Origin of the sequence: Nonomuraea sp. NPDC049158 (genome assembly GCF_040648335.1) — a bacterium.
In the GTDB taxonomy this organism is placed as follows: domain Bacteria; phylum Actinomycetota; class Actinomycetes; order Streptosporangiales; family Streptosporangiaceae; genus Nonomuraea.
The window spans coordinates 43,898-62,855 of the sequence record NZ_JBEZDM010000026.1 but is presented as its reverse complement, the minus strand read 5'-3'; the positions used below and the strand labels follow the sequence as shown (position 1 = coordinate 62,855).

General features: G+C 66.4%; 18 protein-coding genes and 1 pseudogene. 9 read left to right on the top strand and 10 right to left on the bottom strand.

The features are described 5' to 3' along the window. Nucleotides 1–23: 23 nt before the first annotated feature. Nucleotides 24–704 (bottom strand): response regulator transcription factor, encoded by a 681-nt coding sequence (locus AB0B61_RS40015; RefSeq protein WP_358443698.1) that lies wholly within the window; start codon nt 702–704, stop codon nt 24–26. Nucleotides 705–904: 200 nt separating this feature from the next. Here AB0B61_RS40015 and AB0B61_RS40010 point away from each other — a divergent pair, with 200 nt between their 5' ends. Continuing rightward, a complete protein-coding gene (locus AB0B61_RS40010) occupies nt 905–1,312 on the top strand; it encodes a VOC family protein (protein WP_358443695.1) in 408 nt (135 codons plus the stop codon). Nucleotides 1,313–1,375: 63 nt separating this feature from the next. Then, nucleotides 1,376–2,269 (top strand): sigma-70 family RNA polymerase sigma factor, encoded by an 894-nt coding sequence (locus tag AB0B61_RS40005; protein WP_358443693.1) that lies wholly within the window; start codon nt 1,376–1,378, stop codon nt 2,267–2,269. Nucleotides 2,270–2,298: 29 nt separating this feature from the next. Here AB0B61_RS40005 and AB0B61_RS40000 read toward each other — a convergent pair. Next, a pseudogene (locus AB0B61_RS40000) lies at nt 2,299–2,385 on the bottom strand (hypothetical protein); the annotation flags it as partial. A 630-nt stretch (nt 2,386–3,015) separates the two neighbouring features. After that, complete coding sequence (locus AB0B61_RS39995; protein WP_357943506.1) at nt 3,016–3,609, bottom strand: PadR family transcriptional regulator; 594 nt, start codon at nt 3,607–3,609, stop codon at nt 3,016–3,018. A 66-nt stretch (nt 3,610–3,675) separates the two neighbouring features. Between AB0B61_RS39995 and AB0B61_RS39990 the strand changes: the two genes are divergently transcribed. Continuing rightward, on the top strand, nt 3,676–4,878 hold the full coding sequence (locus AB0B61_RS39990) for an NAD(P)/FAD-dependent oxidoreductase (RefSeq protein ID WP_358443690.1): 1,203 nt from the start codon (nt 3,676–3,678) through the stop codon (nt 4,876–4,878). 46 nt (nt 4,879–4,924) lie between these two features. On the opposite strand, the gene AB0B61_RS39985 is transcribed toward AB0B61_RS39990, so the two are convergent. Genes AB0B61_RS39985 through AB0B61_RS39975 form a run of 3 tightly spaced genes read right to left on the bottom strand, consistent with a single transcriptional unit; the run spans nt 4,925 to nt 9,280 of the window. Beyond that, complete coding sequence (locus AB0B61_RS39985) at nt 4,925–6,859, bottom strand: hypothetical protein (RefSeq protein ID WP_358443687.1); 1,935 nt, start codon at nt 6,857–6,859, stop codon at nt 4,925–4,927. Then, nucleotides 6,847–7,848 (bottom strand): hypothetical protein, encoded by a 1,002-nt coding sequence (locus tag AB0B61_RS39980; protein WP_358443685.1) that lies wholly within the window; start codon nt 7,846–7,848, stop codon nt 6,847–6,849. Before AB0B61_RS39980 ends, AB0B61_RS39985 begins: the two co-directional genes overlap by 13 nt. After that, on the bottom strand, nt 7,835–9,280 hold the full coding sequence (locus AB0B61_RS39975) for a hypothetical protein (RefSeq protein WP_358443682.1): 1,446 nt from the start codon (nt 9,278–9,280) through the stop codon (nt 7,835–7,837). The genes AB0B61_RS39980 and AB0B61_RS39975 overlap by 14 nt, the downstream gene beginning before the upstream one ends. 296 nt (nt 9,281–9,576) lie before the next feature. On the opposite strand from AB0B61_RS39975, the gene AB0B61_RS39970 reads away from it, so the two are divergent. The 6 genes from AB0B61_RS39970 to AB0B61_RS39945 all read left to right on the top strand — a co-directional run bounded on the left by AB0B61_RS39970 (nt 9,577) and on the right by AB0B61_RS39945 (nt 14,862). Continuing rightward, nucleotides 9,577–10,908, top strand: coding sequence for a DUF4407 domain-containing protein (locus tag AB0B61_RS39970; protein ID WP_358443680.1), 1,332 nt, complete (start codon nt 9,577–9,579; stop codon nt 10,906–10,908). Next, nucleotides 10,898–12,460 carry a protein kinase gene (locus tag AB0B61_RS39965; RefSeq protein ID WP_358443677.1) on the top strand — a complete coding sequence of 521 codons (1,563 nt, stop codon included), beginning with the start codon at nt 10,898–10,900 and terminating at the stop codon, nt 12,458–12,460. The genes AB0B61_RS39970 and AB0B61_RS39965 overlap by 11 nt, the downstream gene beginning before the upstream one ends. Nucleotides 12,461–12,650: 190 nt before the next feature. Continuing rightward, nucleotides 12,651–13,064 (top strand): RNA-binding S4 domain-containing protein, encoded by a 414-nt coding sequence (locus AB0B61_RS39960; protein WP_358443674.1) that lies wholly within the window; start codon nt 12,651–12,653, stop codon nt 13,062–13,064. A 254-nt stretch (nt 13,065–13,318) separates the two neighbouring features. Continuing rightward, nucleotides 13,319–13,834 carry a VOC family protein gene (locus AB0B61_RS39955; protein ID WP_358443672.1) on the top strand — a complete coding sequence of 172 codons (516 nt, stop codon included), beginning with the start codon at nt 13,319–13,321 and terminating at the stop codon, nt 13,832–13,834. Between the two features lie 9 nt (nt 13,835–13,843). Next, on the top strand, nt 13,844–14,449 hold the full coding sequence (locus AB0B61_RS39950) for a DUF6461 domain-containing protein (RefSeq protein ID WP_358443671.1): 606 nt from the start codon (nt 13,844–13,846) through the stop codon (nt 14,447–14,449). 260 nt (nt 14,450–14,709) lie between these two features. Continuing rightward, a complete protein-coding gene (locus AB0B61_RS39945; protein WP_358443669.1) occupies nt 14,710–14,862 on the top strand; it encodes a hypothetical protein in 153 nt (50 codons plus the stop codon). Nucleotides 14,863–14,970: 108 nt separating this feature from the next. Here the strand turns inward: AB0B61_RS39945 and AB0B61_RS39940 are convergent, their stop codons facing one another. From AB0B61_RS39940 to AB0B61_RS39925, 4 genes are all read right to left on the bottom strand, one after another. After that, nucleotides 14,971–15,183: a hypothetical protein gene (locus AB0B61_RS39940; protein WP_358443667.1), complete on the bottom strand. Its 213-nt coding sequence runs from the start codon at nt 15,181–15,183 to the stop codon at nt 14,971–14,973. 79 nt (nt 15,184–15,262) lie between these two features. After that, nucleotides 15,263–16,489 carry a hypothetical protein gene (locus tag AB0B61_RS39935; protein ID WP_358443665.1) on the bottom strand — a complete coding sequence of 409 codons (1,227 nt, stop codon included), beginning with the start codon at nt 16,487–16,489 and terminating at the stop codon, nt 15,263–15,265. A gap of 58 nt (nt 16,490–16,547) precedes the next feature. After that, on the bottom strand, nt 16,548–17,990 hold the full coding sequence (locus AB0B61_RS39930) for a sulfotransferase (RefSeq protein WP_358443663.1): 1,443 nt from the start codon (nt 17,988–17,990) through the stop codon (nt 16,548–16,550). Next, nucleotides 17,987–18,919, bottom strand: coding sequence for a hypothetical protein (locus tag AB0B61_RS39925; protein ID WP_358443661.1), 933 nt, complete (start codon nt 18,917–18,919; stop codon nt 17,987–17,989). The genes AB0B61_RS39930 and AB0B61_RS39925 overlap by 4 nt, the downstream gene beginning before the upstream one ends. Nucleotides 18,920–18,958 lie beyond the last annotated feature (39 nt).

The following is an 18,958-nucleotide window of genomic DNA, read 5'->3' as shown; positions in this document are numbered from 1 at the left end:
GCAGCTTCGTGGCTCGCACCGCTTCATGGCTCGCGCAGCACGAAGCCGACGCCGCGTACGGTGTGCAGCATGCGCGGCTCGCCGTCCGCCTCCAGCTTGCGCCGCAGGTAGCCGACGAACGTGTCCACCGCGTTGTCGCTGACCTCGAAGTCGTACCCCCAGACCCGCTCCAGCAGCACGGCACGGGACAGCACGATCCCGGCGTTCCGGGCCAGCACCTCGAGTAGGTCGAACTCGCGCCGCGTCATCTCGACCGGGCGACCGCGCAACGTGACCCCACGAGCGTCCGGCTCGATGACCAGCGGCCCGATGCGTACCGCAGTGCCCGTGGCGGCGCGCCCGGCCCGGCGGAGCAGGGCACGCAGGCGCAACACCAGCTCACCCAGGTCGAACGGCTTGATCACGTAGTCGTCTGCACCCGCCGCCAGCCCCGCCCTGCGGTCGGCCACCTCGTCCATCGCCGACAACATCAGCACCGGCACCTGCGACCCGGCCTCCCGTAATCGACCGCACACCTCGATGCCCGACATTTCCGGCATGGACACGTCCAGCACGATGACATCGGGCTGCCTGGCCGCCTGCTCCAACGCCTGCCGCCCCGACTCGGCGGTGTCCACGACGAAGCCCTCCAGCCGCAACCCACGCCGCAGCGAACGCAGGATGGCCTGATCGTCGTCCACAGCCAGGATCCGGTACGCGGTCACGGCCGCAGACTACCGATGTTGTCCCGGCGGGGTGGGTTAGAAGTCCGGGGCCCATCTCCACCGGATCCGCGCGGATACCCGTGACGCCCTCCTGCGCAGGGCTCGGTCCACTCGTTACCTTCTGGCGACCGCACCCGTCATAGGAGCGACGGCCGTGTACGCCCACGGTCGTCGAACCAACAACGAGATTGGAGACCAGGGTGCTGACGAACATCATGTATGTGACGGTCAATGTGACCGACCAGGATCGCGCGCTGAAGTTCTACACCGAAGGGCTCGGCCTGGAGAAGCGCATCGACTACCCGGGGCCGGAAGGACGCTTCCTCACCGTGGGCGTTGGCGACAGTCCGGTCGAGATCCTCCTCTGGTCGCATGCACCGGCCGCGGGACAGCCGGTCGAGAAGCGGCCGGATGCCGCCGCCGGCCCGCTCATCCTCGAGTCGGACGACCTGAGGAAGGATTTCGAGATGTTTCGCCAGCGAGGCGTAACATTCGATCGACCCGAACCGGAGAACTACCCGTTCGGCGTTCGCATCGAGGCGGTGGATCCGGACGGCAACCAGATCTCGCTCCGCCAGCCGCGCCGCCCGAACCGCGCCGATGGCTGACCGACCGTAGACCATACGACGATCCAGACCCGTCATAACCCATGATCCGAGGAAAACCACAGGATGACTGACACCAGCCGGACGGACCTGCTGGCCGAGGCGTTCGAGGCCCAGCGCGACCGGCTGAGCGCGGTCGCCTACCGCGTGCTCGGATCGCACGCCGACGCCGAGGACGCGGTCCAGGAGGCCTGGATGCGGCTCGCCCGCCAGGACGCGACGACCATCGAGAACCTGGCGGGCTGGCTGACCACGGTGGTCGGCCGGATCAGCCTGGACGTCCTGCGGTCGCGCCGCGAGGCGTCCTACGGAGACGGGTTGTCCGAGCTCGTGATCACGGTCGACGACAGCGCTGAGCCTGAGGAAACCGTGGCGCTCGCCGACTCGGTGGGGCTCGCGCTGCTCGTCGTCCTGGACTCGCTCGAGCCCAGCGAGCGGCTGGCGTTCGTGCTGCACGACCTGTTCGCGGTGCCGTTCGCCGAGATCGGCCAGATCCTCGGCAAGTCCGCCGACGCCACCAAGATGATCGCCAGCCGCGCCCGCAGAAAGGTACAGGCAACCGAGCGGCCGACGATCGTCCGACGAGAACAACGACAGGTCATCAACGCCTTCCGCGCGGCCGCGATGGGCGGCGATTTCGAGGCGCTGCTGCGCGTGCTCGACCCGGACGTGAAACTGACGGTCGACACTCCGAACGGAGTGGTCGTCACCCTCGGCGCCACCGCCGTCGCCACCGGCGCGAAGATGGTCTCCGGCTCTGTCGCACGACATCAAGCGGTGCTCGTCAACGGCCTTCCCGGGTACATCTCGTGGCGCGAGGACGGAACCCCGCTCTCCGTCATCTCGTTCACGGTCGCCGACGGCCGGATTGCCGCCATCGCGATCGTGGCCGATCCCGCCAAGCTCGCATCTGCCCAATCTCGAATGCGACTTCCCGCTCGGTATTCAGAAGGCGACTGACCAGTGCTGGCTTTGAAGACTCGGCTGAGATAGAACGAACTGCGATACCCGCACTGTTCGGCGATGTTCTGCAGGGTGAAGTCGGTCTCGCTCAGTAGCTCCCGCGCTTTCTGCAACCTGACGCTGCGCAGGTATGAACGCGCTGGGTATGGTCCGCGGCGACGGCAAGCCCCATCCAGGAGTGCTCGGGCCGTCCACGATCAGCACCCCGTCCTCGCCGAGCTGCTCGGCCAGATTCCAGCAGTTCTTGCCTTCGAGGTCGGACAGTAGCCCACGGACGTAGGCGGTGGCAGTGCGACGTGGCTCGACCCGCCCGATCCGGCCGGCGATCCGGCTCATCAGGTCGTTGAAAGTGACCATCCAGCCGTCAGGGTCTACAGTGTCGGCCGCGGCAATCACGCGATCTTCAGATGTCTTCACAAACTCCGAATGATCACGTGGTGGCCGTCTTCATGCCACCTGAACGCCCAGGATCGCGAAGTGTCAGTGGAGTACTAGTCCGTATCTTCGTACCTGGCCTGGCGACGCAGGCGCTCCAGACGCTCCATGCTATTCGCAGGTGGTGGGATAAGATCCTCCCCCTTAGCCTGGCGTTCATGGCGAGCCTCTGCTGCGCGCTCATGTAGTGCCTGCTCACGTGCCCACTCATGCCACGCAGCCCCTTCCTGCCGGCAAAGGTGATTACACGCCTGGCAACGCCGCACCGCAGAAGCCGTCCCTGCGGCCTCGGCATGCCTAGCCTGTACCTATTGCGGATCGGCGAAGTCGGCCCGGGACCAGGTCAGCCGGCCGGAGCGGAAGTCGTCGATCAGGGCGGTCAGCCAGCGCTCCTCGGCGACGGCCACCGCGTGCAGGTATTCGAGTTCGAGCAGGCCGGCCCGGTGCAGACCCCCCTCGGCCTGACCGGTCAGCGCGGTCTGCAGTTCCGCCACCGACGCTGTGACAGCCGTCCGCCGGCGCTCCAGTAGGTCGGGGATCTCCTCGGGCGAAAGCAGCAGCAGGTGGGACAACGCCGCCGGAAACTGCGGGAACTCCCGTTTCGGCACCGTGAGCAAGTCCACCAGCCATTCACGGGCGGCCTCACGACCCGCGTCGGTGACCTCATAGACGGTCCGCTCGGGGTAGGCGTGGTCCCGCTCGGTGTCCAGCACCGCCACCAGGCCGGCCTCCGCGAGCCGGTCGATCGTCCGGTAGAGGCTCGTCCGCTGCTCGACGTTGACGACCAGATCCTTCCCCCAGTCCTTGATCAGCCGCTGGATCCCGTACGGATGCAGGGGTTTGTAGTGCAGCAGCGCCAGGACGGTGAGAGCCAGCGGCGAACCTCGGAACGCAGTACCCATGTCACCGACACTACTCCGAAAACCACTAGTTGACGAGCCACTAGTTGCAGTGAAACTATCTCAACCATGCAGCAGAACACCGTGAAGACAGCACTCGTCATCGGCGGCGGGATCGCCGGACCGGTCACCGCGATGGCCCTGCAGAAGGCGGGCATCGACGCCGCCGTCTACGAGGCGTACGAGAAGACCGCCGACGGGGTCGGCGGTGGCATGAGCCTCGCCCCCAACGGAGTCGACGCGCTGGATGCGATCGACTGCGCCGACCTGATCCGCCCGCTCGGCGCGCCGATGACCGGCATCGTGCTCCAGGACTGGAAGGGCCGTCCGCTCGCCGAGTTCGGCAACCCGCCCGGGATCCGGCCGATGCAGTTCGTCTGGCGCGACGAGCTCTACCGGGCGCTGCACGACGAGGCCGCGCGGCGCGGTGTCAGAACCGAGCACGGCAAGCGCCTGGTCCGGGCCGAGGAGACCGCCGACGGGGTGACCGCGCACTTCGCGGACGGCACCCAGGCCACCGCCGACATCCTCATCGGCTGCGACGGCATCCGCTCGACCGTCCGTTCCCTTATCGACCCAGCGGCCCCGGGACCGCAGTACGCAGGTCTGATCAGCTTCGGCGCCCGCGTCCGAGCCCCGGGGATCCCCTCGACCGAGGGCAAGATGCCGATGACCTTCGGCAAGAAGGCGTTCTTCGGCTACCAGGTCTTCAGCGCGGACGACGCCGTCTGGTTCGTGAACCTCCCGCACCCCGAGCCGATGACCGCCGCCGAGGTCCAGGCGACCCCGGCCGCCGAGTGGCTGCCGATCCTGGCGGAGAAGTTCGCCGCCGACGGCACCCCGGCACGGGACCTGATCGAGCGGACCGACCCGTCGGACGTGGTGATCGTCGGGCCGATGGAGAACATGCCACCCACCACCGTCACGTGGAGCCGGGGCCGGATCGTGCTGGTCGGCGACGCGGTGCACGCGCCGTCGTCCAGTTCGGGGCAGGGCGCGTCCCTGTCGATCGAGAGCGCGATCCAACTCGCCCGCTGCCTACGCGACCTCCCCTACGCCGAGGCGTTCGCCGCCTATGAGGCCGAGCGCCGTCCCCGGGTCGAGCGGGTCATCAAGGAGACGACCCGCAAGAACGCCAGCAAGGCGGCGGGGCCGGTCGGGCGCGTCGTCAACGCGTACGCGATCCGGATCTTCGGCAAGCTGGGCAAGCCCGAGAAGATGACCTGGATCTTCGACTACCGGATCGACTGGGACGCAAAGGTGACCGGATGATCACAAAGGCTCATCATGGACAGCCGAAGATCCTGCTTGGCGCGGGTCAAAGCCATAGCCACAGCGCGATGGCCGCGACGACGATGATGATCGATGTGCCGATGAGCACCTTCCCGAGGGTGGAAGGCGGTTTCAGCCTTCTCAGGCTGGGACCTCGACGCCACCACGTCCTCCGGCCATGGTCCTCATCCTCGGGGGCGGTCATCCGGTCGAGGCCGGCCTTGATGCTGTTGACGACGGGCGTTCCGGTCAGGCCGAATCTGCGCACCGCGCCGCCTGCCAGGGAGTACAGCAGGGTCGAGGCCGTTCCGGGCGCGCTCAGGGCCACGATCGCGAGCAGGAAGGTCTCGGGAGGGCGGTCCAGGTCCACGAGGATCTCTTCGATGTCCGCCGAGGAAAGCTGGCGGCGATGGCTCACCTGGAGCACGTCCTGGTAGTAGAGGACGCTCTCCTCGGCGGCGCAGATGGAGCTGATCGCGTCGATGAGGTAGCGGTGTCGCATCAGCGCGTATTTGACAGCCTCCATGGCCCGTGGATCAGTGGGCAGGGCACGGCGGTCCGCCTCAGATATGACGATGTCCAGCACCTTGCGGTTGCGGGACTGGACGGCGACGGAGAACAACTCGTCCTCCGACATGCCGTCGAGGATCTTGAGAAGGTGCTCGGGGCCCTGCAGGCTCGCGATGAGCAACCTTCCCGAGGGAGAGCTCCGCGGGAGGAGCCGGCTCATCGCAGCGAGCAGCGCCGGCGGGAGGCCGGGCGCCGCCCGGCGCTGGCCACCCAGATCGACCAGCATCTCCTCGACGTCGGCCGCGTGCATCGGCGATGCGTACAGCAGTCGTAGCAGGGCCTCAAAGAAGTTCTGCAGGACAATCGAATCGGCCAGCCTTTGGGGCGGATGGATGGGGTTCGCCCTGATGAACACGCGGTAGGTCTTGCGGTCCTTGTCCGGCACACGTTCGCGAGCCCGCTGCGCCAGCTGGGTGTTGAGGACACCGAGCCGCTGCTCCTCGGAGTTCGCGATGCTCTCACGGCACTGGTGCAGCAGCTGCTCCACCGAGGGCTTCGGGGAGCCTGCGACGGCGGTGCGCTGCTCGCCCGGGCCCGGGAGCTGAGCGGAGGTACCGGTTCGGAGCAGCCTGAACGCCGCGGCGCGGTGGGACACGTCGTCGAAGTCGCGCGGTTCCGCCAAGGTGGTGAACCACCTCATCAGCTCGTGAAGGTCAGCACCCTGATAGCGCTCCAGTTCCTTCTCGTACGACAGAGCCTGGGGCGGATACGCCTCTGGTGGGTCATCGTCCTCCCAGGGCAGCTCCCACACCCCGTGGGTGGGCGGCACCTCGGCGAAGGAGAGGCGGATCCGGTGCCGGGAGGCGCTGTTGGTCCAGGTGGAGGCCGCCAGCGAGGGGCGGAACCCGTACGGAAGCAGCGCTGCCACGGAGTCCAGGAAGTCCAGCCGCCGATCCAGCGGCAGGTGGCCGGCCCGCACCACGCAGACCGGCCGCCCGGTGAGCAGCAGCGCCGCCGCCCGCCGTGCCGTGCTGTGCACCTCGCCGGCGAGATGACGCTCGTCGTACCCCGAAGGGGAGAGCTCGAAGGGCGCGTCGCCGGAGAAGCTCTCCTTCGTCAGCGCCTCGTACAGGGCACGGTACGACAGCCTGGTCGGCTCGGAGGCGATGTCCGCCCAGCGTACGCAGGCGTAGTACGTCATCGCGTACGGGCGTTGGAAGCCGTCCTGGGATTCCGGCTCGGTCTGCAGGGACAACCCCAGCCAGGGCTCTTTGTCAGGGCCGACGGCGAAGTAGTTGGTCGCCACCCGAGGGAGGGCCTTGGGCTCCATGGTGCCGGAGGTGAACGCCTTGAGCCACATGCCGAACTCCGCGCTGGTGATCGGGCCCGAGCTGCAGCCGATCACACCGTAGTCGTCCAGGCTCTCCGGCGTCTTACCGAGGATCGCCCAGTGGGCGGTCAGCCATCCCATCGCCTGCTCCTCATCGCGCCGGGCCGGATCATGCGGCCGAGCCAGATCACGGGCTCCATGACATTCAGGGGGCGGACGGCCCCACGGATCGTCAGCCCGCCGTTCGCGTTGTCGATGACGTTCAGGAAGTCGTCCGGGTCGAAGCGGCCGAGGTCCTCATCGATGAACAGGCCCACCGACGAAGTCACGAAGTACTTGATGCGATCCTTGTGGAAGAACGCCTCTATCAGGTCGAGGATCATCTCCGCGTTGTGGTCGTGGGTCTCCCGGCACAGCACTCGGAAGAAATCGGGGACCCGGTCCTCGGGCACACGGGGGATGCGCAGCTCATCGCCGGGATCTCGTTCCGAGAACCCCTCTTCCATCGCGATTCTCAACACCTTCGGGTCGTCGTACTTGGTGATGCAGACCGCGATGTAGTGGGGCAGTTTGCCGTCTTCGAACTCGTCGCCGACGAGCATCCGCCCGGCGACCTCGTGCAGTGCGGCGTCCAGATGTTTGAAGGCGTCGCCCACCCGGGCCTCACGGTCGGGGTCGAACATGTAAATCAGCCCCCGGCTCTTGACCAGGCTGTCGACCAGGGTTTTTTTGTCGATATTGGACTCGGACTCGGCGTACAGGTCCCCGCGCAGGTCCAGGAAGTCGAGCTTGAACTTCGGCGCCTTCGCCACGCGCGTCGCCCAGGGCCACCACCATCGTCTGCGCGCCGCCGCCGCCGGGCCGATGATCAACCAGCTGTAGTGGGTGAGTGCCTCGGTCGGGGCCGGGAACGTGCGCGCCTGCAGCAGCGTGTTGCGCAGCTTCGCCAGTTCGGTCCGGGACACCGGGTTCTCCCCGATGAGCCTCCAGCCCGCGTCGCGGGCCTTGTTCAGCGCGATGCTCAGCGCCGCCAGGAAGGCGGTCTTGCCGCTGCCCGAAGCCCCCCACATCGCGATGTCGGGCTCGCGATCGCGCTCGGGATCGCCGGGGGCGGAGTCAGTGTCGACCACCGATGTCCTCATTCTGGGAGACGAAATTCTGGGAGACGAAGGGAAGGGAAAGCGCGGCGGACGATCCCACCAGGCCGAGCCGGATCACGAGTTCTTCCGCGTTCACCGCATCCACCTGGAACAGCGCGGCCGAGCCGAGCCGATGCCAGGGGGACGAGCGGGAGGCGGGCGGACTGTCGCAGATGGCCGCGCTTCTCAAATCGTGGCGCTGTTCCATGTCGCGCAGCAGCGCCAGCCAGTCGTGCCGCGCGGGGCAGGCGGGTACGCGGTCGAGGCCGGACCGCGGGGGATGCGGAGGCCGCGCCCCGATGGTGAGCAGCGCCGTCCGCGTGTTGCCCGGCTGCGGGAGCAGCCGGTCGCTCACCTCCGCGAGCACGTCCTCGAGCTGGGCGGCATTCGGGTACGTCGGCGCGGTGGGTTGCAGGGACTCCAGGGCGGCTCGTGCTTGCGCTGTGGAGCCGGACCAGACGGCCAAGGCCGGTCGCGTTCGGTCTGCGTGCCTGGTGCCGAACACGTGGGTGCCGTATCCCACGACGGACACCTGGAGGTGCTGGGGGCCGAGACGGTGCTCGGTGAGAAGGTCGATGACGTAGCCGGCCCAGTGGCAGCGATCCTCGAACTCCTTCAGCGTTCCCGCCGTCTCTATGGCGCACACCAGGTGCGCGGGCCGGGGCATGGGCGGCAGCAGTGCCGGCAGCGTGGCCACCACTTCCGTCCACGGACGCGTGTCCGGCTGAAGACCGGGGATCTCGGGGAAGCGGACGACGCCGGGCCGCTCCAACACCGCCCGCAGCCGATGTGGTCCGGGCGAGAGCGGCGCGTGGTCGACCGACACCAGGTCCGAAGGCTGGAGCAGGCCTGACCAGGCGGAGACCGCGAGCAGCACGCCGCCCGCGTCGGTGCAGGTAATGGTCACATGGGCGTCGTCCCCGGGCTTCGCTCCGGAGCCGAAGAGCCGCCGTCCCACCAGTTCGAGCCTGCCGTCGTCCGCGCGTTCCCGGGCCACGATCAGGTCGTACGCATGACGCAGGGGTGCAGCGACGATCAGCTCGGGGAGCAGCTCCCCGAGCTTGACCCCGGACGCCTCGACGACCTGAGCCGATGGGCGCCACTGTCGCAGCGCGCGCAGCGCCGCCTCCTGCTCGTGCCCGTCGGCGCAACACACCACCATCACCGGGTCCTCCTCGTCGGCGGAGATCAGATCTCCGGCGATCCGGAGCACCGCGTCGAAGACCTCATCGCCGGAGGCGGTCAAGGTGGGCCACTTGGCGGAGGCTCTGCGCGTGTGGAACGGCGTGCCGACCTCGTCGACGCGGACTTCGAAGATCCGTATTCCGGCGGCGTCGATCTCCACGACGGCCAACCGTTCCCTGAACGAGACGACCAGATCGGCGAGATCGCCACGCAACCCGCCCTCTGCGAAATGGTTCAAAGATTTCCCCGCCCGTTTCGAACCTTTATTCGATGAGCCCTTATGGCAGCATTAATTGGAACTTATGGCGATAAGAGTGGATCGCCAATCTTTGTCCGTTCTATGGTGATTTGTAACCGTTGGTCGCCCTTGGGAAAGCCGTCCGTGGCGGGCCGTTGGACGTAACCTCCGCGAGTTGACATCTATCCTCTTGTGATAAATCAAGATTGCCGGTTGTTTATGGTAGTCAGTGGATTACTCACGGGGTAGGGCGTACGGCGTCCTGTCCCCTCCCCCCTCTCCCCCCGGAGCCGCGCGTGGTCGGTAGATGGCTGATTGTCTTGTCGGGTGCCCGTCCGGATGTGCTGGAGCGGTGCAAGGGGGAGCGCGCCAGGTTTCACGGCCTGGGCGGCGCCATACTGACCACGGCCTGCGTCGCCGCCATCTCCATGACGTTCGCGCTCGCCTCGGCGCTCAAGCTGTTCGCACCGCTCGCCGTCCTGATCGGCATCGTCTGGGGTGTGGCGATTCTGAGCCTGGACCGGTGGCTCGTCACATCCCTGCCGGCACAAGGGGGACGGCGCTTGTGGCTGGCCCTGCCCCGGGTGCTCCTCGCGTTGCTGCTGGGCGCCGTCATCTCCACGCCGTTGGTCCTGCAGATCTTCAAGCCCGAGATCGATGCCGAGATCGTCGACATCCAGCAGGAGAAAGCCGACGCGTTCACCAGCGCGCAGCAGAGCGGCGAGACCGGCCGGCGCGTAGCCGAACTGCAGAAGTCCGCGGTGGCTCTGCAAGCTGTGATCGCCTCCCGTGGGGAGGTCACGCTCGATCCGGCGGCCGATCCGCGGATCCGGGAACTGCGTAAGTCGCACGACCAGGCTGTGAAGCAGCGGGACACGTTCTACCAGGAATGGCAGTGCCAGCTGTACGTCGGGCCGCCCAAATGCGCGAAGAAGGGGTCCGGGCCTCTTGCGAAGGCGGCGGAGAAGGCGTACAGAACCGCCGACGACCGGGTGAAGGACATCGACCGGCAGATGGCGCTGCGCAGGAAACAACTCGGCGATGGCCAGGAGGCCGGAAAGGCGAGCAGGCTGGCCCAGGCGCAGCAGAATCTGCGCGGCGTACAGACGGAGCTGGGCAAACTGACCAAGCAGCAGGGAGGGCTCAGGGACGGCTTCGCCGCCGAGATCCGGGGATCCGACGGCCTGATGCTGCGACTGGAGGCGCTCGGCAGGGTGTCGCGGGACAACGCGACCCTCAACATGGCCCGGACCTTGCTGTTCCTGTTCATCCTGCTCATCGAGTGTCTGCCGGTCCTCGTCAAGCTGATGCAGCGGCCTGGTAATTACGACATGATCCTGGCCGCGTTGGAGAAGCGGGAGGTCAACGTGGCCATCGACCAGATCTACGAGGCAGACCGGCCACGTCGCGCTTCTTGGCGGGACGGCACGACCCGGCCGTACGTCGCGGACGAACCTCGTACCGGAGTCTTCTACGAACCCGGCATCCCGTATTCACCCCCGCCGGCGGAGCACCCTGAGGACAGGAGCTTCGAGGACGAGGCACTTCGCAACCTCCGAGACAACCGCGCCTCTCGGACAGGCGACGGCCAGCGGACCGAGTACGCCGGACTGAACGATGATTGGTGAGCGCGTCGCCGGTCGGTTCGTCATCGAGGCGCGACTGGGCAGCGGCGGCATGGGACGGGTCTGGCGCGGCCGGGACGGCAAGCTCGACCGCGTGGTGGCGCTCAAACAGGTACGCGCGGACGTCGGGCGCCTGCCGGAGCTGAAGGCGCGGGCAGAGCAGGAGGCACAGGCGCTGGCCCGGATCGACCACCCGGGCATCGTCCGGGTCCATGACGTGCTCGACGCCCCTGACGGCCCATGGATCGTGATGGACTACGTGCCAGGCACCGTGCTCGGCGCGCTGATCGAGAAGAGACCCCTGTCCGAGCGCGACGTGGCGCGGATCGGTGCCCAGGCGCTCGCCGCGCTCGCGGCCGCGCATGCGGTCGGGGTGCTCCACCGCGACGTGAAGCCGGACAACATCCTGATCACCGCTTCCGGCGAGGTCGTCCTGGTGGACTTCGGGATCGCCGCCATCGAGGGCCACGAGCGCATCACCACGCTCGGTCACGTGGTCGGCACCCCGGACTTCATCGCCCCCGAGCGGCTACGAGGCATCCCGATAGACGGAGCGGCCGATCTGTGGTCGCTCGGCGCCACCCTCTACACGGCCCTGGAGGGACGCCCACCCTTCCACCGGAGCACTGAGGAAGCCACCAAGTTCGCGATCCTCGCTCTCCCCCCGGACCCCATGACCCGGGCGGGCGAACTCAAGTCGACGATCAACCGCCTGCTGGTCAAGAGCCCGGCCAACAGGATGACGGCCGATGAACTGGCGCGGCGACTGCAACAGGTCCCCCGGGGCGATCCCGGGACAGGGCCGCGGCGGACGCGGCAAGACTCCGCCACTCGACCACGTCCGCCTCACCGGGCAAACGGAGCCGGAGCGAACGTCGCCGGAGCGAACGGAGCCGGAGCGAACGTCACTGGAGCGAACGGAGCCGGAGCGAACGGCGGCATCCTCGGACGGAACGGCGGTATCCCCGGACGGAGCGGCGGCCGAGGTGGAAACGGCGCTGGAACGGGTGGTGACGGGGCGACGCAACGAGTGCGTCGGGCGCTCGCCGGTGCCGGCGCCGCGGAAAGAGGCTCGATGGTCCTCGCGCTGCCCGCCGCTGAGGCGGCGGTCCTCCTCGCCCAGCAGTGGCAGCTGTTCACGACCGCCGCGGTGGAGGAGCTGTGCCGCCAGGCGACGAAGAGCGCGAAGATCCTGCAAATGTTGCTCCCGCACCGCGTCGGCCGGCTGCTGGACCAGGTACGAGACCCGAACCTGGTGGCCGGGGTCGTACTGGCGATGGAGCCCCACCACCGCGGACGCATGCTCGGTCACATGCACGATCGGCACTCCGCGGCGGCCCTCGAAGCGATGGCCGTCATCGACACCCGGCAGGCCGGTCTCGTCGTCGCCGCGATGCCGGAGGGCCCGGCTGGTCAGGCGTTGAGCCGCCTTCCATCCGCCACGATCGCCGGGTTGCTCGCGCATTGCCCGCCTCCCTGCCGCGACCGCCTGCTGCCCCTGCTGCCGTCCGCGACCCGCGAGGACGTTGCGCGGAGACTCGCCGCCAAGGGATAGCCGCTGTCCGTGGCCGCGCTCGTCGACGGTGGTCCTTATCAACCGCAAATCCGCGCGTCGACACCAAGCTTCTGGCCATGTCCTTCTGGACATGGCCAGAAGGACATGGCCAGCAGTACCGGCGGGCGCCTGCCCTTGGTCAGGCGAGGTTTGGATGCTGGCGACGCGACGGTCTCAGTACAGTGTGGGAGTGGCAGGTGAGCAGCTGAGTGCTCGGGTGGACAGCTGGATCTGGTCGGTGCGCCTGACCAGAACCCGATCGATCGCGTCCGACGCCTGCCGGGGCGGTCACGTCCGGGTCAATGGAGTACGGGTCAAGCCCGCGCACGTCGTCCGGGTCGGTGACGAGGTCCGCCTGCGGCACGAGGGCCACGAACGCATTGTGGTCGTCTCCCGGATCATCACCAAGCGCGTCGGCGCCCCCGTGGCCGCCGAGTGCTACGTCGACAAGAGCCCTCCGCCTCCTCCGCGCGAGGAGGTTGTCACGGTGGCCGTACGAGCTCGTGGCGCGGGCCGTCCCACCAAACGCGAACGCCGCAGCATCGACAAGCTACTCGGACGCCCGACGGCGGAGGGGCGGGGCACCGGGCCCGCCCCGGAGTGAACGGGCATACCGCATCGAACAGGTGGGCGCGGTAGCGAGCTCGTCGGACGCTCCGCTGGCGAGGAGCAATCAGAGGCCGCCTAAAAGATCACGCGATGGCGGTTCATCCTCCACCGGATCCGCGCGGATACCCGTGACGCCCTCCTGCGCAGGGCTCGGTCCACTCGTTACCTTCTGGCGCCCGCGCCCGTCATACGGGCGACTTGCCGTGTACGCCCACGGCCGTCGGACCAACAACGAGATTGGAGACCAGGGTGCTGACGAACATCATGTATGTGACGGTCAATGTCACCGATCAGGACCGCGCGCTGAAGTTCTACACCGACGGGCTCGGTCTGGAGAAGCGCATCGACTACCCGGGCGTTCGCCGAGATCGGCCAGATCCTCGGCAAGTCCGTCGACGCCACCAAGATGATCGCCAGCCGGGCCCGCAGAAAGGTACAGGCAACCGAGCGGCCGACGATCGTTCGACGAGACAACGACAGGTCATCAAAGCCTTCCGCGCGGCCGCGAAACCGCACCTTCCCGAGCAGGGCCCATCTGCCATCTCGGGCGACAGTTGTCCGATCAGCATCCCCACGCCCAGTGGCTGGCTGACCCCCGCCGTTGGCATTGGCCACCGACACGACGCGTGTCCGTGGCGAAGACAGCGCACAGCCAGGTGGCCAAACGAGATCTCTGGCTCTTCTACGCTCTTTACCGAGTGGTCAATAGCAGTCCGCGGAACAGGTGCCCGGGTCGTGCCGGGCGCCTGTTCCGCTGTTCATTGAAAGGCCCTCATGCCTCACCCAACCGACCTGTACGACCTGCTGGTCTCCTTCGATCTCGACAGCGAGGAATACGCCGGCTTCCACCTGTTGTGGGCAGAGGGCCTGGGCGGCAATGAGCTGTGCCGTCGTCTGGGCGGCGACCCGGCCAGCGCGTTCCGGTGCGACATCAACAACCTGGCGCGACCCGAAGCTGAACCGGGCCCCGCTATGTGGGCCGGTACAGCCAACGGCTGGGCACAGGCCTTACTGTTCAACCTTTACCGGTCACCGCTGTCCTTCCTTCAAGAGGTGTCGCGCGACACACGAGCGCTCAGCATCCAGTGCGGCTACGACAACCACCGCCTCGACTGGGCAATCAACGGAGTCGTTGTCACCCTCTTCGCCATCGACTGGCCGACCGAACGTGGAGGCACCGACTCACACGCCCTCGACACGCTCATGGAAGGTCTCGCCTTCCAGCTGGACAACCCAGATGACGACGGGATCGAGGACCCCGTGAACATCCAGGTCAGCGTCACATCCGCCCTCCGGCTGGCAGGCCGAATCACCGGACGCGAGATCGACGCCAAATGGTTGAGCGCCGTGCACAGCAATTACTCACTCAAGTCCAGCTGACACAGAGGGCTTATTGTCGGACTCAATGGCGAGGCCAAACAGTGAGATCACCTTGATGGATCACCGTAACCATGCTCCCAGGGCGGGGCGATAAGGGCTCACCTCGAACTCCGGGCCATGGGACAACTCGCCGCCGCGAACGTCCTCGCCGACGACCGAACCCCGGGGGGACATTACGTCACCCCCACACTTGTACTCGGCCCGTCGTCTTGATCACCGTCTTGCCCTAGCGCCTGGCGGAGTACCTATTGCGGGCCAGCTTGCGGGTCGGCGAAGTCGGCCGGGGACCGGGTCAGGCGGCCGAAGCGGAGGTCGTCGATCAGGGCGGCCAGCCAGCGCTCCTCGGCGACGGCCACCGCGTGCAGATATTCGAGTTCGAGCAGGGTGGCCCGGTGCAGACCCCCTCGGCCTGACCGGTCAGCGCGGTCTGCAGTCCACCACCGACGCCGTGACGGCCGTCGTCCAGTTCGGGGCAGGGCGCGTCCCTGTCGATCGAGAGCGCGATCCAGCTCGCCCGCTGCCTACGCGACCTCCCCTACGCCGAAGCGTTCACCGCCTATGAGGCCGAACGCCGTCCCCGGGTCGAGCGCGTCATCAAGGAAACGACCCGCAAGAACGCCAGCAAGGCGGCGGGGCCAGTCGGCCGCGTCATCAACGCCTACGCCATCCGGATCTTCGGCAAACTGGGCAAACCCGAGTGATGTGCTCTGCGGCAGGAGGACCGCGGCGGCCATACCGCCGCCGAATCATGTGGCCCGCATTCCCCGCTCACCCCGGCACACGGGCTAGGCCGGCTGCGACCCGCTCGACGGCTCAGCGACGATACTTCGCCCGCCTCACCTGAAGCTCGAGCCTCGCAGCGATGATGAGCATGACCTCGGCCAGCAGATTGGGCGCCAGGTCACCGATGAAGCGGTGAGGGCTGTTGAGCCATTCGACCAGCGATCCGGCCGCAACGGCGACGAGCAGCAGATACGTGAGCACCCCGACGAGCCGACTGGACAGCAGACGCGTTGCCCCAGTCACCGTGCGGACGACGACGCGTGGAATAGGCTGCCTGAAGTTGAAGGCTAAGATCTCCTCCATCGCCTGCCAAACGCACGCATAGGTGCGAGTGGAGAGATAGCTACCTGAGGCTTCGTACCTGAACCCGGTCGGAGCGCAGATCTGCTGGACCACATCCAGCATCTTCCGCTGGATCGTGAACCCGTTGAATCTCGTCAGAGGGAACAGCTTGGCACACGATTGGACCAGGTAGATCTGCCAAGGTATCCGGACATAGTCCTGCGCGCCGTACCGGGTGTACTCATGGTTCGCCTCCGACTGGCCGCCGAACGCGGCTGAAAGCGCCGAGAAGAGATCCTTCCAGGAGACCTGCAGCTGCCTCCGCTCCATCTGGGAGTCATAGGCAGTGAGCACGAGAAGCACGAAGCAGCGAACGAAGTCATTGTCACCGCTACTCAGGTACTCGCGAAGATAGCGCCAGTCCTCCGGCCTGATAGGCAGATTATTCGCCGCCAGACAGCGCACGACATGCGCCGTGGCCAGCGGATCCGGCTCTCCGCCTTCGCTACCAACCGCATATCCCGCCGGGTTGGCCAGCGCGCCCTCGAAAGCCCCCTGCACCAGCGTCAACGCCTCGGACTTCAGCGCGATGGCGGGGCTCACGGAGGAGAGGGCGAAGCCGATATCGGCCATCCGAAAAATGTCCGTCTTCTGCAGCCGGATTCTGCGCGCAACCAGGTCCCGGTACACGGCAGAGCTTACCGAGGCCCTTTCCACCTGGCTGCGGTTGACGACGTAATAGATTAACCGCGCCACCTGCTCCTTGACGGCGGGATCCGTTGTGGCCCGACGGGCGAGAATGTGGATCGTGGCCGCAGTGCCGTAGAGCCCGCGCTGTTCGTAGCGAGGATGGTCGAGATACTGCCCCGAAGCCAGGGCGCAGTCCGGCAGCCGCCCGGCCTCGACTTGTAGACGCAACTCGATCCGCCGCTCGATCTCTAACTGAGCGTCCCTCAGGATCTGGCGCGTCAGCAACTAACTCGTCCTTGATTCACACACGCCCGTAGGCGCCTCATCCGTTTGAACAGAATTGCTAGAGGTTTGCGAGAACCGTCTCGATGGGGCCTCTGGCGCTTGGAATGAGATCTAGACCGAGGACCTCGTCTCTCTCGAACCAGCCGTACTTCTCGATGAAATCATCCTCGTCGTTCCGGCTCATGTCCACATCCCCTGTACTCGTCATACAGAGCCGGGCCACGGCGATGACCGTAGGGGCGTCCTGTTCGTTGCCCAGCCGCCATGACCACAGAGCCAGCGGACGCCCAGGCGACACATCCAGCCCAACCTCCTCGCGTACCTCGCGAACAAGCGCGTCATCCGGCGATTCATCAGGCTTCATGCGTCCGCCCGGCAACTCCCATCTCCCTGGCTGGTGCGGGTCATCCTGACCCTTCCTGATCAGAAGCAGTCTTCCTTGCCACTCGATCACGGCTTTCTGTGCGAACTGCACATACATAAGATCCTCCGCAAAACTCTTGGGTGGCCTCGTGGCCTTGAGATCCTCCAGGAAACTCACTCTCCTGAGGTGTACGGCCTCCGCCTCCGGATCGCGGGCGGCCGCGAATTCTGCGCGCATCTCACGATCACGATTCAGAATGTCCTCGTTCTCGCCGGCACTGATTCCGGTCGGCACAGATATATATTCAGCGGCGTAGTCAAATGCGGACATCAGATCACACGTGATGCCCTCGACAGCCGTCACCAGCTCGATATTCGCCGATCTCTTGTACGCGGACACGCGATCGCGCCGAATCGGTCGGTCGAGATTGTTCCACAGCTCGGATATCGATGCAGCCGATCGCGCCTCTTCTCGGCGGTAAAACTCGAGCGCGGTAGGAGACCACCTCAATTCTGCGCGATCGCACAGCGGCGCCAGAGCAGCCTCCGGATCCGTGACCAGATCTTCGTAACGCAAGGTAAGCCAACGGTCTTCGCCGACCATTTCGCGTGCTGTCATGGCCGCTTCCTGGTCCGCCAACCAGCGCAAAGCGATAGCTCTTGGCTCCTTCGGACCTATCGGAGCCCGGGAAAACGAGGCGGCCACGTCGCGTGGATCTCTTACGAGGTGCAGATAAAGAATGGGCAAGCCGGAGTCGATGAGCTGATCAATGAAGTGGACATTCTCCAGACACTTGCTGACCCATAGCTGCTTGCCGAAGTATCGGGCGTGCGCATCGTAAAAGGCTAAAACTGCGTGAGCCAGCGTAGATCCGCCCATCTCTGCTAAAACCGCCCGCCTCCGATCCGGTATACGTGGCCAGGCGAGAGCATTCATATCGACAAGCCGGCCCATGTCCTCAGCCAGGCGCCCCTGGTTCGAGGGCACGTGCAACGAGCCGTACCGGCTGGTCAGGCTTTGGAAGTCCCTCAGCTTGTGCGCCGAAGGCGGCGCGAAGACGCCCGGGAGTGACCCCAACAGCAGGCGAAGCAGGTTGGATCCGGAGCGCTGGGTCCCGACGATCTGGACGCGCCTCATATCGAGCACCTCCGTACGTCCGGCAAGACCTCGCGGAGAATCCCGGCAGCGACCTCCGGAAGCAGCGGGTTGAGGTAGATTCCCAGGCCCAACTCCATGCCACCCGGCCGCTTGAGCGTTCTCTCGTCCTTGTGCAGTGGGACGAGCTCCACCCGCAGGTGGTGTGAGGTGTCGCCCTTGGGGGCCTGCATCACGTTGATCAGATAAGGCGGCATCTCGCCATCGTGGGTCAACCGACACAGTTGCAGGCCGGTGTGCAGGCAGTCGGCCATCGACGTGATCTCCTCGACAGACAGCGACGCGAGATCCGGCCGGTGCACCCTCGGCATAATGATCATCTCGAAGGGCAGCCGCGACCACGGAGGCACCTGAACGAGTGAATGGTTCGTGATCATCACCGTCAGGTCTCGCCTCATGACGGATTCGCACACGGCACACGAATCAGCGGCCGGCGCGAGAGTCAGTCGCCTCGGAACGAAGGGGAGTCCGATGAGCTGACCGTGCGGATGAGCGACTGTCGGACCGAAGTGGTCCCCCACGGACTCGAAAGCGAAGACCGCCTTCACCGAAGGACGGTCAAAAAGGCGTGCGGTCTTGATAGAGATCAGCTCCAGGAACTCCCGGGTGACGTCGGCCGGAAGATCACCTAGCCTCTGGGAATGGGAGTTGCCGTACACAAGCACCCAATGCAGCTGCTCCTGCCCAGGGGAATGCGGCTCTCCCAGGGAAATCATGGGATGCTTGCTCGGCACCAGGCGGGCACCGCTCGCCATTGCCACGTCTTCCCCGCTGGGGCAGAATGGACATTTGGCATTTAAGTCGGCATGGGGGCGGATATCGGCCTGCGGCTCTAGATTGCGGCGGCCTGGCACGCGAAACAGCCACTCATGCTCAACGGGACTCCACATCGCCGTTGGTTCGCTAGACATGCGTCGCCCTCAGCCTTCACGCCTCACGACCAGCCTGCG

What these genes read in the sequence shown, in the direction of transcription:
- AB0B61_RS39930 (WP_358443663.1), bottom strand. Translation starts at nt 17,990, where the DNA reads ATGAGGCGCGTCCAGATCGTCGGGACCCAGCGCTCCGGATCCAACCTG.
- AB0B61_RS40005 (WP_358443693.1), top strand. Translation starts at nt 1,376, where the DNA reads ATGACTGACACCAGCCGGACGGACCTGCTGGCCGAGGCGTTCGAGGCC.
- AB0B61_RS39925 (WP_358443661.1), bottom strand. Translation starts at nt 18,919, where the DNA reads ATGTCTAGCGAACCAACGGCGATGTGGAGTCCCGTTGAGCATGAGTGG.
- AB0B61_RS39965 (WP_358443677.1), top strand. Translation starts at nt 10,898, where the DNA reads ATGATTGGTGAGCGCGTCGCCGGTCGGTTCGTCATCGAGGCGCGACTG.
- AB0B61_RS39940 (WP_358443667.1), bottom strand. Translation starts at nt 15,183, where the DNA reads ATGGCCGCCGCGGTCCTCCTGCCGCAGAGCACATCACTCGGGTTTGCC.
- AB0B61_RS39950 (WP_358443671.1), top strand. Translation starts at nt 13,844, where the DNA reads ATGCCTCACCCAACCGACCTGTACGACCTGCTGGTCTCCTTCGATCTC.
- AB0B61_RS39985 (WP_358443687.1), bottom strand. Translation starts at nt 6,859, where the DNA reads ATGGGATGGCTGACCGCCCACTGGGCGATCCTCGGTAAGACGCCGGAG.
- AB0B61_RS39990 (WP_358443690.1), top strand. Translation starts at nt 3,676, where the DNA reads ATGCAGCAGAACACCGTGAAGACAGCACTCGTCATCGGCGGCGGGATC.
- AB0B61_RS39995 (WP_357943506.1), bottom strand. Translation starts at nt 3,609, where the DNA reads ATGGGTACTGCGTTCCGAGGTTCGCCGCTGGCTCTCACCGTCCTGGCG.